This window comes from Shewanella sp. 10B, from assembly GCF_023475885.1.
GTDB classification, from domain to species: Bacteria; Pseudomonadota; Gammaproteobacteria; order Enterobacterales; family Shewanellaceae; genus Shewanella; species Shewanella mangrovisoli.
Window position 1 is genome coordinate 1,034,026 of sequence record NZ_JAMDJO010000002.1, and the last position, 17,300, is coordinate 1,051,325.

The window sequence follows — 17,300 nt, forward strand, 5'->3', positions numbered from 1 at the left end:
TTACTCCTCTTTGCTTCTAGCCTAACGCTGTTAAATACCTTTCCCAGTCGAAGCTTGGGCCTGGATCCGTCTTGCGCATCGGTGCAATGTCACTATGCCCCACAATCCGCTGTGCTGTTAATGCGGGATACTGCGCTAATAAGGCCCGAGTCAACTCTGTAAGCTGCTGATATTGGGCCGCAGTATAGGGCTCAGTATCTGTGCCTTCAAGCTCGATACCGATAGAGAAATCATTACAATTTTCCCTTTCGCCATAACGAGATACGCCTGCGTGCCAGGCTCTATCTTCGCAACTGACATACTGCACACATTCACCATCGCGGCGAATTAAAAAATGTGCTGACACTTGTAGCCCCGCTAAATCGGCGAAACTTTCATCGGCTTTGGTATCTAAACACCCTTGAAATAATTGATCAATATAGGGAAGTCCAAAGCATCCCGCAGGCAGACTGATATTGTGGATCACCAACAGGCTAATTTCCCCAAATGGGCGACGGTTAAAATGCGGTGACTCACAGCGTCGAGCCGAGGAAAACCATCCGGCATCAAAGCGCATAAGCTCTTCCTATATTACAGGCATAATGCCACTACTCTAACAGCATTAAGTGACTGAATATATGCAATTCAATGACAAAGGTGAAATAACTAGCCACATCCCAAAGCCATCATCAGTTAGCCGGATAATCTCAATCGGCACACTTCCTGTGACTTTTTATCACTCGCACTAGGTGGTAATCTTAGCCCTAAATGCAAGCAAGCAATTTCAAGCACGCCATCTGTGGCATGCAAGAATGCAAGGACCCAATCATGCTAGAGAACGATATTCGCCACGCCGTAAAAACCGCCCTCAATGAAGACCTTGGTGGCACCGAGATCAACGAGCACAGCAAAACCATTGCCTACGGCGATATTACCGCCCAACTTATTCCTGCTGATAAATATGCCGAAGCGACCTTAATCACTCGCGAAGAAGGTGTTTTTTGCGGAAAAGCTTGGGCCGAACAAGTCTTCAATCAATTAGGTGGCGAAGTCGCACTGCACTGGCATGTTGATGATGGCGATCTGGTGCTACCAAACCAAGTGTTATGTGAACTTTCAGGGCCAGCCCGCACTATTCTTACGGGCGAGCGCACTGCAATGAACTTTATTCAGACCTTGTCAGGAGTGGCAACGCTGACAAAACATTATGTGGATAAGTTAGCGGGCACTCACACACGCTTACTCGATACTCGCAAAACCATCCCAGGACTTCGCACTGCTCAAAAATACGCAGTCACCTGTGGCGGCGGTAAAAACCATCGAATCGGTTTGTTTGATGCCTTCTTAATTAAAGAAAACCACATTATGGCCTGCGGTGGCATTTGCCAAGCGGTGGATGCTGCGCGCAGCTTGCACCCCAATAAACCCGTAGAAGTTGAAGTCGAATCCTTAGAAGAGCTCGCATTAGCGCTAGATTCAGGCACAGATATCATCATGTTAGATAACTTTGACATCACCATGATGGTTGAAGCTGTTGAGCTGAATAATCAATACAAAGCGAAAGGCAGCGGTGCCAAGCTGGAAGTCTCAGGCAACGTCACCTTAGATACCTTGGCAGAATTTGCCAAAACTGGGGTTGACTATATCTCCGTCGGCGCACTCACAAAGCACGTTCGCGCCCTCGATCTCTCACTCAGACTCAAGTCTTATTGAATCCAAGCTTGGGCTATCAATAGCACTCTGATCCACTAGATGCCCACCTTCAAACTACCCAACCAAAAGCGGCTTAACACTAAGCCGCTTTTATCTACCAGTTTTGCCTGCGTTCTTAGCTATTCTTTGCTGACTTTTCTTTATTGATTTTGTTCAAAGTCTTCTCGGCATTTATCGTGTTTTTCTCAATATATAAAACAGCATATTGCTATAACATTTTCGTTTTACGCATTTCTTAAACACAAAAACGCCAGCCTTGGTAATGATAAATCGCTCACCGAGGAGCGCTTTCGTTATTAATTCATAAATACTGGCTAAAATAGCTTCGATATTACGCTAAATTATAAACAATAAAGACAAAGTGTTAGTCCTACACTGTCCACAATCAGACATTGGACACAATACGCTAAACCAATAAGCGATTGATTAAAAATCACTTTAAATCATATTCATTCTTTTTATTAATCAAAGAGTACTAAAAACTAATGCGTTTATCGCCAAACTTCGCCTAACTCAATAATCACTAAAATCACGTCGTAGTTTTGACATAAAGTTAAATAACGCCAACATTTGTATCACTGTCAATTTTTTGTTAGAACGCAATACGTTTTAACGTCAACTTTTTAGACAAAATAATCATTTTATTAGTGTTTTTTACCAAAAAGCAGTTCCCTTTTTTTTAACTTTGTACTAACTTTTACAGAAGTGGAAATAGCGGCATGCTAGACACACTAAAGACATGGAATTTCTGTATCTCACTTACTGTATGACGGGATACAGAAAGACAGCAAAGGATTGACGCAAGGGATATGTGTAGTGCTTATCCATGACACATAGCTTCTTGCCAAAAGAGTTAAGTATATCAAGTTAGGTATAGCGTCTGTAACGGGTGAGATTGTTTTGGGCAAATTGAACCCTTTATGCGCGAAATCAGAGCAAGAAACCTGTGCAATTTGGTGCGGCTTGCGACCTCAATAGCAAATTCGCCACATTTAAAGAGCACATTGATAGATGCAAAATGTTTGACGATACATCAAACGATGACCTATACAAGATGGTATGTTGGTAAATTGTTACAGTTTAAATCGATTTATCAGCCAATATGGTATAGGCTTAACGGTTGTAAGCACTGTCCACAGTGACTAAAGCTAAAAGTAAAACAGATAAGTAAAAGTGATTGTAAAATAAACATTTTTACTTATCATCGGGTGACTACAAGTTAACTTGTTAATTAATACTGCGTAAGCTGGAGAAAGAAATGAAAGCAATGAATAAAGGTTTAAACAAGCAAGCTCAGGGTTTCACCTTGATCGAGTTAATGATTGTAGTTGCCATTATCGGTATTTTGGCTGCAATCGCATTGCCTGCTTATCAAACTTATACTGATAAAGCAAAATATACAGAAATAGTACAAGCTGCTTCGTCTTTCAAAACTGCTCTTGAAGTTTGCGGACAAGTAGAGGGAACTCTAGCAGCTGCAAACTGTGGTCATGGTAAAGGAGGTGTACCATCTGCTGCAGGTGCATCAGGATTAGTAACTAAAGTCGAAGTTGCAAGTACCGCAGCAGATAAAGTAACTATAACTGTAACTCCAGTTGCTTTTGGTGGGGTAACGGCAAGTGATACTTACATTCTTACAGGTACATTAGCAGGCGGCCAAGTAACTTGGATAGATAACTGCACAAAATTCTGCTAATTTATTTTTATTTTCAAGAGTATAGGTGAGAAGATTGTGTTACTGACTGCTTCTCACCGATTTATTAAGACTAAGGTTTTATGCCAACAACAGGTCTTCATTTAGGTTTATCAACCTTATTTATCCGTAAAGGCCTGCTTAATGAAGAGCAGATGGCTAATGCCATCACTAAATCCCGTCAAACTAAACAGACTCTCGTTACTACTTTAGTTCAAACTAAGCTGATTTCGGCACGTTCCATTGCTGAACTTTGCTATGAAGAATATGGCACCCCACTACTTGATTTAAATGAATTCGAATTAAGTGCTATACCTGAAGAATTTACCAATAAAAAACTCATAGAAAAACACCGCTGCTTACCACTATTCAAACGTGGTAACCGCCTCTATATAGCCACCTCAGATCCAACCAATATTGCCGCCCTCGAAGAGTTTCAATTTAGTGCCGGCCTACATGCCGAAGCGATTTTAGTAGAGGAAGATAAGCTCACTAAAGCTCTTGAAAAAGTATTAGAAGAAGATATTACCGGCTTAGATTTAGGCGGTATGGACGAAGCCGCTTTAGCTGGCATTGAGATTACCGATACCGATAAGTGCCAAGAGGAAAACGCTGGAGACGGTAGTGATGACGCACCTATCGTCATTTATATCAATAAGATTCTTACAGATGCCATTCGTAAAGGGGCCTCAGACTTACATTTTGAGCCCTATGAAAAACGCTACCGCATTCGTTTTCGTATCGACGGTATTTTACATGAAGTCTCCGAACCACCAATTAGCCTTTCGGGACGTCTATCTGCTCGTTTAAAGGTGATGTCAAAACTCGATATTGCCGAGCGCCGCGTCCCTCAGGATGGTCGGATTAAAATGAAGCTTTCCCGCACTAAGTCCATCGACTTTCGGGTAAGCACCCTGCCGACTCTGTGGGGCGAGAAGATTGTAATGCGGATATTAGACTCCTCCTCCGCACAGCTCGGTATTGAAAAACTAGGATATGAACCTGACCAAGAAAAGCTCTACCTTGAGATGCTGGCAAAACCCCAAGGGATGATCTTAGTCACAGGTCCTACAGGTTCAGGTAAAACGGTTTCACTTTACACAGGGTTAAATATCCTCAATACCGCCGAGCGCAATATCTCTACCGCTGAAGACCCGGTAGAAATTAACCTTGAGGGTGTAAACCAAGTCCATATTAATTTAAAAGCGGGTTTAACCTTCGCCTCTGCACTACGCTCCTTCTTGCGTCAAGACCCTGATGTGGTAATGGTGGGAGAGATCCGCGATCTTGAAACCGCCGAAATAGCCATTAAAGCCGCACAAACTGGCCATTTAGTATTATCCACCCTGCACACCAACTCTGCAGCGGAAACTTTAACCCGTTTAATTAATATGGGCGTGCCTGGCTATAATATCGCCAGCTCTGTTAATCTTATTATTGCTCAGCGACTTGCGCGGCGGCTTTGCACTGATTGTAAGGAGGCAGAGCATATTCCCGAGCATGAATTACAGCGTCTAGGGTTTACTGAGCAGCAAATAACCCAGGGCTTTACCACTTACAAGCCTGTGGGCTGTGAGCATTGTTCTGGCGGATATAAAGGACGGGTCGGTATTTACGAAGTGATGAAAATGTCCGATGAAATCGCCCGCACTATTATGGAAGGCGGCAATTCATTACAAATTGCCGAGCAAGCCAAAGCACAGGGGATGCGTGACCTTCGTCAATCAGGCCTACTTAAAGTTATCCAAGGGGTTACCAGTGTTGCCGAAGTAAACCGAGTCACAAGCTTTTAAAACACATAGTTTTTAGGCTACGCTACATAGCTCGCTTAACGGTTTTATATAACCACTTTTTGTTTCGCTATATATACTAATCTAGTGATAATAAACTTATAGCTAATTAATGCCTAATAGGGACTATCTATGGCGACGGCAACGACAGTAAAAAAGCCTCGTGCCAAAAAGAACGAGCAAAAAAGCCAACCTAAGATCTATACCTTTGAATGGAAAGGCTTAAACCGCGACGGCAAAAAAACCGGTGGCGAATTAAAAGGCGCCAGTGTCGCCGAGGTTAAAAGCCAACTAAAACTCCAAGGGGTTAATCCTAAAGTTGTCCGCAAAAAGGCATCTCCTCTTTTCGCTCGAAATCCCGATATCAAACCTATGGATATCGCCATGGTGACCCGCCAAATTGCAACTATGCTGGCAGCAGGTGTCCCCTTAGTGACCACTATAGAAATGCTCGGTCGTGGCCATGAAAAGCAAAAAATGCGCGAGCTACTCGGTACTATATTGTCAGAAGTACAATCGGGTATTCCATTGTCAGACTCACTACGCCCCCATAGACGCTATTTCGATGATCTCTATGTAGACTTAGTCGCAGCTGGTGAGCATTCAGGTTCCCTCGATGCAGTATTTGATCGAATTGCAACCTATAGAGAAAAGGCAGAAGCCTTAAAGTCCAAAATTAAAAAGGCGATGTTTTATCCTGCTGCCGTTGTTGTGGTGGCAATATTAGTAACAACACTGTTACTCCTATTTGTTGTTCCCCAATTCGAAGATATTTTTAAAAGCTTTGGTGCAGAACTGCCCGCTTTTACCCAATTAATTATTGGTATTTCACGCTTTTTGCAAAGCTCTTGGTATATTTTCTTCGCTGCAATAGTTATAGGTATTTGGTTGTTTGTCCGCGCCCACCGCAATTCGCAAATGTTTAGGGATCGAATAGACGAGCTTGTACTTAAAATTCCCGTTATCGGCGAGATATTGCATAAAGCAGCGATGGCACGATTTTCCCGTACTTTAGCCACTACCTTTGCCGCAGGGGTGCCTTTAATTGATGGTATGGAGTCAGCTGCTGGAGCCTCTGGTAATGCGGTTTATCGGGCGGCATTGCTAAAAGTGCGTCAAGAAGTGATGGCGGGGATGCAGATGAACGTCGCCATGCGCACCACAGGGCTTTTCCCCGATATGCTGATCCAAATGGTGATGATCGGTGAAGAATCTGGCTCACTCGATAATATGCTCAACAAAGTAGCCAATATTTATGAAATGCAGGTCGATGATGCCGTTGACGGCTTATCAAGTCTTATCGAGCCCATTATGATGGTAGTCATTGGCACCTTGGTCGGCGGTTTAATTGTTGGTATGTATCTGCCGATTTTCCAAATGGGCAATGTCGTGGGTTAAGCCTCACATTGTGAACCCAACTAACTGATTGATTAAATCATTAAGAATAAGAACTACCAATGTCAGACTTTATTTCTCTTTTAAGCCACTCTCTTGCTCAGAGTCCTTGGCTGTTTATTACGTTAAGTTTTGTGTTTGCCGCCACTATTGGCAGCTTCTTAAATGTCGTCATTCATCGCCTTCCGGTGATGATGAAGCGCGAATGGCAACAGGAATGTAATCAGTATCTTCAGGAATACCATGCAGAAGTGGTACAACAGATTGGCATCGAAAAGCTCAACAAGCCTATAGATACTTACCCTGAAAAATATAATCTCGTGGTGCCAGGTTCCGCCTGTCCTAAATGTAAGACCGCAATCAAGCCTTGGCATAATTTGCCGATTGTGGGCTGGTTAATGCTCAGGGGAAAATGCGCCGCCTGCAATACAGCAATCTCCTCACGCTATCCAATTGTTGAGTTAGTAACAGGATTATTAGTTGCAACAATAGCTTGGCATTTTGGTCCTAGCTGGCAATTTGTGTTTGCAGCGATATTAACCTTCGTATTGATTGCATTAACGGGTATCGATCTGGATGAGATGCTACTTCCCGACCAGATGACCCTTCCACTCCTATGGCTTGGATTAGTCATTAACCTCAACCATACCTTTACCACTCCAACCGATGCCGTTATAGGCGCTGCAGCGGGCTATTTGAGCCTCTGGTCGGTGTTTTGGCTGTTTAAGCTACTCACAGGTAAGGAAGGCATGGGTTATGGCGACTTTAAACTGCTCGCCGTATTTGGCGCATGGCTAGGTTGGCAAATGCTCCCCCTAGTCATTTTACTGTCCTCTTTAGTTGGCGCCCTTGTTGGCATCACGCTCATCGTACTCAAACGTAATCAGCTAGCTAATCCAATCCCCTTTGGGCCTTATATTGCCGCCGCTGGTTGGATAGCCCTGATATGGGGACAACCTATAGTCGATTGGTATCTAAGTACGCTATAGAAACACTGTCAGTATCTTTCTTCAGTGTTTAGCTCAATATCGTGCAGAATAGCCCAAATCGATTAAGTGCCTTATCTAGATGGGAATCTTATGTCCAAGTTTGTCGTAGGTCTAACGGGTGGTATTGGTAGCGGTAAAACTACCGTTGCCAATTTATTTGCCGAAGAAGGTGTCGATTTAGTCGATGCCGACATAGTGGCTCGCGAAGTGGTAGCAAAAGGCTCAAAAGGACTAGAAGCCATTATCGCTAACTTCGGCCCTGAAGTATTAACTGAAGCTGGCGAGCTTGACCGAGCACAACTGCGGCAGCGGGTATTTAGCGATGAACAACAGCGCCAATGGTTGAATCAGTTGCTCCACCCTATGATCCGCCAAGAAATGTTGTCACAAGTCGAAAATGCGACCTCTGACTATGTAATTATGGTTGTACCCTTGCTATTTGAGAACGGGTTAGATAGGTTAGTCAATCGGACTTTAGTGGTGGATATTTCGCCGGAGTTGCAAATCAGTCGTACCGTAAAACGGGACAATGTGGACGCCACTCAGGTAAATAACATCATTAATAGCCAATGTAGTCGCAGTGAAAAACTCGCCAGAGCCGACGACATTATTGATAATCAGGGAGAGATATCAACACTAAAACAAGAGGTGCAAGCATTGCACCAGCGCTATTTACAATTATCCGGTAATCACGACGCCCATGACTGACTTAGTTTATGAACAGCCTTTAAATGAGAAAATCCGTAGCTACTTGCGGCTCGAATATCTCAATAAACAGCTCAGTAATAACCTAAATCACGACCACCAGCATAGATGTTTCTACCCTCTTTTCTCCCTGTGTGAATTATCGGAACGTTGCGACTATCGCAATGAAGTCCTTAAAGATATCGAGCGCAATCTGCTGCAACTGAGTAAATGGCAAGAGCTCGACCATGTCGATAGCGAACAGATTGAGTTTTACATTCAAGCATTAATGCAAGCCAGGGAGCCACTACAACGTCCCGAGCGCTGCGGCAGCCAGCTCAAACAAGACCGTTTTTTATCGGCTCTGCGACAGCGTTTTGGTATGCCAGGCGCCTGCTGCAACTTCGACCTTCCCCAACTGCATTTTTGGCTCGCCAAACCTTGGGAAGAAAGACAGCAAGATTACCAAGCTTGGATCAGCCATTTTGATCCCCTTCTCACTCCCATCATGCTTTTGCTTCAGTTAACTCGTAGTGCCGCCCATTTCGATAACGCCACCGCCCATGCCGGTTTTTACCAAGGTGATAGTGCTCAAGCGCTCTCATTAGTGCGCGTCAAAGTCGATGCCGCCCACGGCTGCTACCCCACCATCAGTGGTCATCGCAATCGCTACGCCATCCACTTTGTCCAATTCGACCAACAGCGCCACTCAGACCGCAGCATCGAATTCCTACTAGCGACCTGTGCCTGAAGCCTTTACACTAACGACCTCTAAGCTGCTGCCGAGTTAAAAGCCAATTTTGCCTACTAGGCATATTTGCGATTCTCAGCGCTCCCCTTGTTATCTCAGTCGACTGCTAAGGAGAAGTCTATTATGCCGTTAACCGTCAACTGTCCAATTTGTAAAACCCCAGTGGAATGGGTTCCTCAATCGGAATTCAAACCCTTTTGTAGCGAACGCTGCAAGATGATTGACCTCGGCGATTGGGGCTCCGAAAAACATGCTATTCCGGTCAAATCTGAGTTTGACCTCGACGCATTAGATGAACTCGGTTACGACGAAGAAAGCTTTTTCAAAGAGTAATACTCAATAATCAGCCCTTTATAAGCAGAATTTTATGACAAAACGCATTCATGTTGCCGTCGGCATTATCCTCAACCCTAACGGACAAATCCTACTCGCTAAGCGCCCCGAGCATTTACATCAAGGCGGTAAGTGGGAATTCCCAGGAGGCAAAGTCGAACAGGGCGAAACCGTCACCCAAGCCTTGATTCGTGAGCTAAAAGAGGAAGTCGCGCTAATCGTCAGCGCAAGCGAGCCTTATATGGCGCTAAGCTACGATTATCCCGATAAACAAGTGCTACTCGATATTCACACTGTGAGTGAATTTACGGGAGAGGCGCAAGGGCTTGAAGGGCAACAGATTGCTTGGGTCAATAAACATGAGCTAAGCCATTACGATTTCCCCGAGGCCAATAAACCCATTCTCAGTAAATTATTGGCACAAACCGAGTAACAAAACCGCTATTTTGCAGGCAAGATTCAGGTTTTACATTAGCGTTACGTGATCTGGGTTGCAGCAAATTCATCCGCAACTTTTAGAAAGCGCAAATTAGTGTTTGAATGCAAACTCATTATTCTTCTTCGATTTCGAGGGCATATCATGCACAATAACGTCAAAGCATTACTCGCCACGACCGCGTTATTTTTTAGTTGCCAAGTACTAGCAAATGGCGGCTGTGGCTTTGAAGAGCAACAACAGGGCTTGATTGCCACCTGCAGCGAGGAGAAACAAGAAGTGATTTTAACCGGTGTAGTTGAAGCGCAACATTTAGTAAAAGATCTCAATGAGTTTGCAGAGGGCTACAAGAGCTATCAGGTGGATACCGCATCCTTAGCCCCTCTTAAAAATATCGCTGAGCCAACCGAAATCGTGGTCATCATCGGCACTTGGTGCCCAGACTGCCATCGCGAAACCCCACGCTTTATTCGCATTATGGAAGAAGTGGCTAACCCCAATATCAAAGTGACATATATTGGCGTTGATCGCAGCAAGCAAGATCCCGAAGGACTGGCGGCAAAATACGAATTCAAACGTATTCCAACCTTTATCGTGCTACAACAGGGTAAAGAAATTGGCCGCATCGTTGAACGTCCAACCGTTTCACTCGAAAAAGATTTAGTCGAGATTTTAAAGTAATCTCGAGTCGCTAAATAATAAAGGCCGCTAAGTGTACACTTGGCGGCCTTTATCTTTTTAAAATGGAGCTGAGGTTAAATCGCTTCTTCTAAAATTCGCTGTGCCAGCATCACTAACACGCCCTCACGCAGTGCGCCGCCCGATAGTGACAAATGTTCAATGCCCAAGAATTCAAAGAGCGCGAGTAAGATCGCCACTCCAGCGGCAAATGTCGGTGCGCGTTCGGCACTTAGGCCGATAATCCCCATAAGGCTGGCATGTTCTTCAGCAAGGATTTCCGCTTTAAGCTGATTCAGCACAGCTAAGGTAATGATTTCAGACTGCTTACGGTGCATTAAGACTTCGACCACAGATTGCACCGCGCCAGAAGCCCCCACCACACAGTGCCATCCTAAGTCTTTTAACCTTTGCCTATGTTCACCTAATACTTCCAACACTTCCTGCTTGGCATCGTCAAAATCGAGCTCTTGCAACGGGGCATTGTTAAAGAAGCGACGGTTAAAGGTCACGCTACCCATGGGTAAGCTGGTCTTAAACTGAACTTGGTGGCCATCACCAATAATAAACTCGGTACTGGCGCCACCAATATCGATCACTAAACGTCGACCTTGGCCGCAAGTAGTCGCCACCATACCTTGATAAATCAGCTCAGCTTCACGCATACCTGAGATAATCTCAATCGGATGACCCAAAAGCGGAATCGCCTTCTGATTAAACTCATCGGCATTATGGATACAGCGCAGTGTCGCGGTGGCAATCACAGCGACATGATTAGGATGGATTTTATGCAGCGCTAACATCTGGGCAAACATCGCTAGACAATCTAGGCCACGCTGCATCACTTCTGCGGTTAAATGACCATCTTCGCCAATGCCTTCGGCTAACCTTACTTTACGTTTGTATTTAGCAATAATCTGTGGCTGACCGCCTTTTGTCTTAGCGATCAGCATATTAAAGCTATTAGAGCCTAAAGTAATGGCGGCATAAGCGGGTGTTGGCATTTAAGGCTGTCTACGCGTCCTGTCATGGCGAGGTGGACGTCCACCACTACGATGGGCACCTTGTGGTCGCCCTGCACCTGAGCGTTCGCGTAAATTACGTGCTCCCGCAGGGTGCTTGCGATGAATTTTGACTGGCGGCGGAATATCTTCCAGCAAGGCATCACGGTCATAATTACTCACAGGAATAGAGTGATTGATGTAGGTTTCAATCGCAGGCAAATTCAGAGCGTATTCTTCACAGGCAAAACTGACCGATACACCTTTGTTACCCGCACGCCCAGTACGACCAATACGGTGGACATAATCTTCACAATCATCAGGTAAATCATAATTGTAGACGTGAGAAACATCAGAGATATGCAGCCCGCGCGCGGCAACGTCGGTCGCGACCAGAATATCCAATTGGCCTTGGGTAAATTGCTCAAGAATACGAATACGCTTCTTCTGCGGCACATCGCCCGTCAGCAAGCCCACGCGGTGGCCGTCTCCTTCAAGCCAAGACCATAGGTTTTCACAGCTGTGCTTAGTGTTTGAAAAAACAATGGCTTTTTCTGGCCAATCTTCTTCAATCAGCGTCAGCAGCAAACGCATTTTGTCTTCTTGGGAAGGATAGAAAATTTCTTCTTTGATGTTCTTGGAGGTTTTTTCTTCGGGGGCTATTTCGACTTTCACAGGATCATTCATATGATCGTAGGCGAGTTCTTGCACTTTCATCGAAAGTGTCGCCGAAAACAGCATATTCAGACGCTGATCGGCACTGGGCATACGTCGGAAGAGGAAACGAATATCCTTGATAAAACCGAGATCGAACATGCGATCGGCTTCATCCAGCACAACCGCTTGAATACCGCCGAGATTGATAATGCCTTGGCGCACGTAGTCGATAATACGACCTGTGGTACCAATCAGAATGTCTACACCTTGATCGAGCGTCTTGCGCTGCACATCATAGCTTTCACCGCCATAGACAATGCCGACTTTTAAGTGGCTGTGTTTGGCGAGGAGAATTGCGTCTTTGGCGATTTGAATCGCCAGCTCGCGGGTAGGAGCCATAATGATGGCGCGCGGCTGATTTAGCTGACGGTTCTCAGGAACAGGCGTCGATAATAAATGGTTAAATGTGGCAACCAAAAACGCCATTGTCTTACCCGTGCCCGTTTGGGCTTGGCCGGCGATATCTTTTGATTGAAGTAATACGGGTAATGATAACGCCTGGATCGGCGTACAAAATTCGAAGCCGTTCTCGGCAAGTGCCTGTTTAACCTCTGGATGTAGAGGAAGGTCGGCAAATTTTTGATTAGATAAATGTGTTTGGCTCATAGCGCAAGCATACCATTTGGGGTTGCAATAAGATACTCGATCGTTTGAAATAGCCACATTGTAAAAAGGTAACTTGAAAAGCTATTTTTCAGCCCCAATATACATGGTAAGCCATTAACAAACCAGCAATGGCAACCAAACTGGAGAACATCATGAGCGATAAAATTATATACCTGAGCGACGACAGCTTCGAAAACGACGTGTTAAAGGCCGATTTACCAGTATTGGTAGACTTTTGGGCTGAATGGTGTGGTCCATGCAAAATGATCGCTCCAATTCTTGACGACGTTGCCGAAGAGTACGCAGGTCGTGTGACTATCGCTAAATTAAACGTTGACCAAAACAACGTTTCTCCAGCGAAATATGGCGTTCGTGGTATCCCAACTTTACTGTTATTCAAGAACGGTGAATTAGCGGCGACTAAAGTTGGCGCACTGTCTAAAACTCAATTAAAAGAGTTCATCGACGCACAAATCTAATTTGTTGTCGCTATGAGTGACCTCCGGCACAAGCTTTAATTAATTGTGCCGGAATCCCCCTAAATTTCTGGACGCCCCGCTTTGTTAGTGCTACTTTAATAACCAGATTCTTTCTAACTAAACCACTTCTCGCTCGTCAATCACTATCCTGAATCACAAACTTTACTGATTGATTGCGGTAAGCTTTGTCGCGTAACACAAGATCCCCAACATGAACTTAACTGAATTAAAAGACACGCCGATATCCGACCTAGTCTCGCTAGCCGAAAACATGAAACTCGAAAATATGGCCCGCGCTCGCAAGCAGGACATTATTTTCTCTATTCTTAAAGCCCATGCCAAAAGCGGCGAAGACATTTTCGGTGGCGGTGTATTAGAAATCCTCCAAGACGGATTCGGTTTCTTACGTAGTGCAGATGGATCTTACTTAGCTGGCCCGGATGATATTTATGTATCACCAAGCCAAATTCGCCGCTTTAACATGCGAACGGGCGACACCATTTTTGGCAAAATTCGCCCACCAAAAGAAGGTGAACGTTATTTTGCCCTGCTAAAAGTTAACGAAGTTAACTTCGATAAACCTGAAAACTCTCGCAACAAAATCCTCTTTGAAAACTTAACTCCACTCCACGCAGAAGAACGTATGCGTATGGAGCGTGGTAATGGCTCTACCGAAGATATCACAGCCCGTATTCTGGATTTATGCTCTCCTATCGGTAAGGGTCAACGTGGTCTGATCGTCGCGCCACCAAAAGCGGGTAAAACCTTATTACTGCAAAATATTGCTCAGTCAATCACCTACAACAACCCTGAAGTCGTGTTGATGGTACTGCTGATCGATGAACGTCCTGAAGAAGTGACCGAGATGCAACGCCTCGTTCAAGGCGAAGTGATTGCATCAACCTTCGACGAACCAGCCAGCCGTCACGTACAAGTGGCTGAAATGGTCATTGAAAAAGCCAAGCGTTTAGTTGAGCACAAGAAAGATGTTGTGATCTTACTCGACTCTATCACCCGCTTGGCTCGCGCCTACAACACTGTTATCCCATCATCGGGCAAAGTGTTAACTGGTGGTGTGGACGCAAACGCCCTGCACCGTCCTAAGCGCTTCTTCGGTGCTGCTCGTAACATCGAAAACGGCGGCAGTTTAACCATTATTGCTACCGCACTGGTTGATACCGGCTCGAAAATGGACGAAGTAATTTACGAAGAGTTCAAAGGTACTGGTAACCAAGAACTGCATCTGTCACGCAAGGCCGCAGAAAAACGCGTCTTCCCTGCGATTGACTTTAACCGCAGTGGTACTCGTCGTGAAGAAAAACTGACCACGCCTGATGAGCTGCAAAAGATGTGGATCCTGCGTAAGATCTTAAATCCAATGGATGAAGTCAGTGCAATGGAGTTCCTGATCGATAAACTGGCGATGACTAAGACCAACGAAGAATTCTTCACCGCGATGAAACGCGCTAAGTCTTAATCCTAGATTAGGGTCAATCTTCCAAAAAAGCCGCTTAATGCGGCTTTTTTATTGCGCCGAATTTGGCAGCACAATATTCCATCACAAATCGATGAACCGCCTTTCGAATGGAATGGCACATACAGTCGACTCACCAAGACTGAGCGAGTTCTCCTAGATTACCGCATTCAATGGTTATTTAAACTGCGTTTCAGATTTAAGGTATGTCGCCAAGGCGCGGCTTAAGGTTTGAGTCTGTTGCCTAAGCATTTCACGAAGCAACAGCACCACGGGCGTGACATGCTCGCGCCCTGGGCACACTAAGTATAAATTAACTGGCTCGCCCCGATATTCGGGCAGCAAAGGCACAAGGCGCCCCGCCATTATATCCTCAGCGAGATCTAAGCTCGACTTAAACACTAAGCCCTTACCAGCCACGGCCCAGCGACGTGCAATTTCCGCATCGTTAGCGCTGCGATTGCCCGTCACGCGGATTTTATATTCCTGACCATCACGCTCAAATTGCCATTGGTCGTGAGTTCTCTCATCTAATTTATAAAACAAGCAATTATGTTGTGTTAGCTGCTCTAAGGTTTCGGGTTTGCCAAATTTGGCAAGATATTCAGGCGAGGCACATAACACTCTGTCCGCAGTACAAATCGGGAAGGCGACCTGATTAGAATCCTGCGGCTTACCGTAACGTACCGCCACATCAATTTTGTCGTGGTAAAAGCTGCTGATATTGTCGCCCAAATGCAGCCGTACCTGCAGCTGCGGAAAATCAAGGAGGAAGTCATCGAGCCAAGGGACGAATAAGTTACGCCCAAAGTCAGATGAAACCGACAGGCTCAACGTGCCAGAGACTTTACCTTTATCACTGGCGATCGCTTGCTCTCCGAGGGCGAGATCACTCAAGGCGCGCCGGCAATGAATAAGATAGCGCTCACCTTGAGCGGTTAATCTCAGACTTCGAGTCGTACGCACAAACAAACTAGTATCAAGTTGTTTTTCAAGGCGTTTAATCGCAGCACTCGCCGATGCTGCCGAGAGCTCCATCTCGGCGGCAGCCGCAGAAATGCTGCCGCAATCGGCAACGCGAACAAATAATGCGAGATCATTCAGCAGCATGATTATCAAATTTCCTTTGAAAAAATTACAAACTTTACCCCGTTTATCTCGGAATTAATATTTCACACAATGGCATTCAATGACAAGTGACAGACACGAGTCGCCAGTGAGGAATAAATATGAGAGCCATAGGTTATCAAGCCGCGGGGGCAATCAACGCTCCAAATGCATTAGAAAACATTACACTAGCCGAACCCACACCACAGGGTTTTGACCTGTTGGTCGAGGTGAAAGCCATATCCGTTAACCCCGTAGATACCAAAATCCGCGCATCCAGTTCTGCAGCCGCAGGGGAATATAAAATCCTCGGTTGGGACGCGGTCGGAGTCGTTAAAGCCGTGGGTGATAAGGTGAGTCTGTTTAAAGTAGGTGATGAGGTCTGGTACGCCGGCGATATTAGCCGCAGCGGTAGCTATGCCGAGTATCAGTTAGTCGATGAGCGTATCGTTGGCCGTAAACCTCAAACCTTAAGCAATGCACAAGCAGCAGCCCTCCCCTTAACCAGCATCACGGCTTGGGAATTGCTGTTTGACCGTTTAGGTCTCCCGCAGGATGGCTCAGCCACGAATGCGCGAATTTTGATTATCGGTGCCGCTGGCGGCGTAGGTTCTATCATCACTCAACTTGCGGTCAAGCTGACTGGCGCCGAGGTGATTGGCACTGCATCACGTACTGAATCAGCAACTTGGGTTAAAAACTTGGGTGCCGATGCGGTCATAAATCACAACAAGCCACTCTCGGAAGAACTAGCGCAGTTGGATATTGCCGACGTTACCCATGTGATTAGCCTAACCCAAACCGATAAGCACTTTGACGAAATCGTAAAAGTGCTTAGACCGCAAGGAAAACTGGCGCTGATTGACGATCCTGTCGGCCCTTTAGATGTGATGAAGCTTAAACGTAAAAGCCTGTCGCTACATTGGGAACTTATGTTCACCCGCAGCCTCTTTCAAACCGAAGACATGATTGCCCAGCACCATCTGCTCAACCGTATCGCCGAGCTGATTGATGCAGGCACAGTGCAAAGTACTTTTGGTGAGCATTACGGCACTATCAATGCACAAAACTTGCTTAAAGCGCATGCACAAATTGAGTCGGGTAAGGCCATAGGTAAAATTGTGTTGGAAGGATTTAGCCAATGAAAGTGACGGTTTTTGCGCAAATCCAAGCGCATCCTGGCCAAACAGATTCGCTGTTTAACTTGCTCAAACAATTAGTGAGGGACACCCACACAGAAGCTGGTTGCATTGAATATACGCTGCATCGCTCTTTAGATAATGCAAATCAGTTTTGGATGTATGAAGTGTGGCAATCTCAAGCAGCGCTGGAGGCACATATGGCAAGTCCACACTTTAGTGCTTTTGTAACCGCCTCAGAAGAACTCGTTAAGCAGGTTGATATTCATAAGACCTATGCCTGTTAACGACCAAAAGTAAAGCGCCTAAAAAGGCGCTTTACTTTTTTAATCAAAC

The 17,300-nt window shown here is 45.4% G+C and carries 18 protein-coding genes; 14 read left to right on the forward strand and 4 right to left on the reverse strand.

Annotated elements, in window-relative coordinates:
- Positions 1-16: 16 nt before the first annotated feature.
- Positions 17-556, reverse strand: coding sequence for a 1,6-anhydro-N-acetylmuramyl-L-alanine amidase AmpD (gene ampD, locus M0415_RS12035; RefSeq protein ID WP_249553362.1), 540 nt, complete (start codon positions 554-556; stop codon positions 17-19).
- Positions 557-807: 251 nt separating this feature from the next.
- Between ampD and nadC the strand changes: the two genes are divergently transcribed.
- The 10 genes from nadC (at position 808) to M0415_RS12085 (ending at position 10,444) form a co-directional block, all read left to right on the forward strand.
- Positions 808-1,692, forward strand: coding sequence for a carboxylating nicotinate-nucleotide diphosphorylase (gene nadC / locus M0415_RS12040; RefSeq protein ID WP_249553360.1), 885 nt, complete (start codon positions 808-810; stop codon positions 1,690-1,692).
- A 1,258-nt stretch (positions 1,693-2,950) separates the two neighbouring features.
- The gene (locus M0415_RS12045; RefSeq protein ID WP_283771383.1) at positions 2,951-3,388 is read left to right on the forward strand and encodes a pilin; all 438 of its coding nucleotides are present in this window, start codon (positions 2,951-2,953) and stop codon (positions 3,386-3,388) included.
- Positions 3,389-3,468: 80 nt separating this feature from the next.
- Complete coding sequence (pilB, locus tag M0415_RS12050; RefSeq protein WP_249553358.1) at positions 3,469-5,178, forward strand: type IV-A pilus assembly ATPase PilB; 1,710 nt, start codon at positions 3,469-3,471, stop codon at positions 5,176-5,178.
- A 129-nt stretch (positions 5,179-5,307) separates the two neighbouring features.
- Positions 5,308-6,573 (forward strand): type II secretion system F family protein, encoded by a 1,266-nt coding sequence (locus M0415_RS12055; protein WP_249553356.1) that lies wholly within the window; start codon positions 5,308-5,310, stop codon positions 6,571-6,573.
- Positions 6,574-6,632: 59 nt separating this feature from the next.
- Positions 6,633-7,559 (forward strand): prepilin peptidase, encoded by a 927-nt coding sequence (locus M0415_RS12060; RefSeq protein ID WP_126512317.1) that lies wholly within the window; start codon positions 6,633-6,635, stop codon positions 7,557-7,559.
- Between the two features lie 90 nt (positions 7,560-7,649).
- Positions 7,650-8,267, forward strand: coding sequence for a dephospho-CoA kinase (gene coaE / locus M0415_RS12065; RefSeq protein ID WP_249553355.1), 618 nt, complete (start codon positions 7,650-7,652; stop codon positions 8,265-8,267).
- On the forward strand, positions 8,260-8,994 hold the full coding sequence (zapD, locus tag M0415_RS12070; protein ID WP_249553353.1) for a cell division protein ZapD: 735 nt from the start codon (positions 8,260-8,262) through the stop codon (positions 8,992-8,994). Before coaE ends, zapD begins: the two co-directional genes overlap by 8 nt.
- A 123-nt stretch (positions 8,995-9,117) precedes the next feature.
- A complete protein-coding gene (gene yacG / locus M0415_RS12075; protein WP_249553352.1) occupies positions 9,118-9,327 on the forward strand; it encodes a DNA gyrase inhibitor YacG in 210 nt (69 codons plus the stop codon).
- Between the two features lie 34 nt (positions 9,328-9,361).
- Entirely contained in the window at positions 9,362-9,760 is a 399-nt protein-coding gene (gene mutT / locus M0415_RS12080; RefSeq protein ID WP_011715628.1) for an 8-oxo-dGTP diphosphatase MutT, read from the forward strand.
- Positions 9,761-9,907: 147 nt separating this feature from the next.
- Positions 9,908-10,444, forward strand: coding sequence for a thioredoxin family protein (locus M0415_RS12085; protein ID WP_089068631.1), 537 nt, complete (start codon positions 9,908-9,910; stop codon positions 10,442-10,444).
- Positions 10,445-10,518: 74 nt separating this feature from the next.
- Here the strand turns inward: M0415_RS12085 and M0415_RS12090 are convergent, their stop codons facing one another.
- Together M0415_RS12090 and rhlB are read right to left on the reverse strand one after the other, a co-directional pair.
- On the reverse strand, positions 10,519-11,445 hold the full coding sequence (locus M0415_RS12090; protein ID WP_089068632.1) for a Ppx/GppA phosphatase family protein: 927 nt from the start codon (positions 11,443-11,445) through the stop codon (positions 10,519-10,521).
- Positions 11,446-12,765: an ATP-dependent RNA helicase RhlB gene (gene rhlB / locus M0415_RS12095; protein WP_086903875.1), complete on the reverse strand. Its 1,320-nt coding sequence runs from the start codon at positions 12,763-12,765 to the stop codon at positions 11,446-11,448.
- A gap of 152 nt (positions 12,766-12,917) precedes the next feature.
- Between rhlB and trxA the strand changes: the two genes are divergently transcribed.
- Together trxA and rho are read left to right on the forward strand one after the other, a co-directional pair.
- On the forward strand, positions 12,918-13,244 hold the full coding sequence (trxA, locus tag M0415_RS12100; RefSeq protein ID WP_011070766.1) for a thioredoxin TrxA: 327 nt from the start codon (positions 12,918-12,920) through the stop codon (positions 13,242-13,244).
- A gap of 211 nt (positions 13,245-13,455) precedes the next feature.
- The gene (gene rho / locus M0415_RS12105; protein ID WP_011621213.1) at positions 13,456-14,721 is read left to right on the forward strand and encodes a transcription termination factor Rho; all 1,266 of its coding nucleotides are present in this window, start codon (positions 13,456-13,458) and stop codon (positions 14,719-14,721) included.
- 174 nt (positions 14,722-14,895) lie between these two features.
- Here the strand turns inward: rho and M0415_RS12110 are convergent, their stop codons facing one another.
- Complete coding sequence (locus M0415_RS12110) at positions 14,896-15,828, reverse strand: LysR family transcriptional regulator (protein WP_249553346.1); 933 nt, start codon at positions 15,826-15,828, stop codon at positions 14,896-14,898.
- A 119-nt stretch (positions 15,829-15,947) separates the two neighbouring features.
- Between M0415_RS12110 and M0415_RS12115 the strand changes: the two genes are divergently transcribed.
- Entirely contained in the window at positions 15,948-16,970 is a 1,023-nt protein-coding gene (locus M0415_RS12115) for a zinc-binding alcohol dehydrogenase family protein (protein WP_249553344.1), read from the forward strand.
- Positions 16,967-17,251, forward strand: coding sequence for a putative quinol monooxygenase (locus M0415_RS12120; protein WP_249553342.1), 285 nt, complete (start codon positions 16,967-16,969; stop codon positions 17,249-17,251). The genes M0415_RS12115 and M0415_RS12120 overlap by 4 nt, the downstream gene beginning before the upstream one ends.
- The last annotated feature ends 49 nt before the right edge of the window (positions 17,252-17,300 follow it).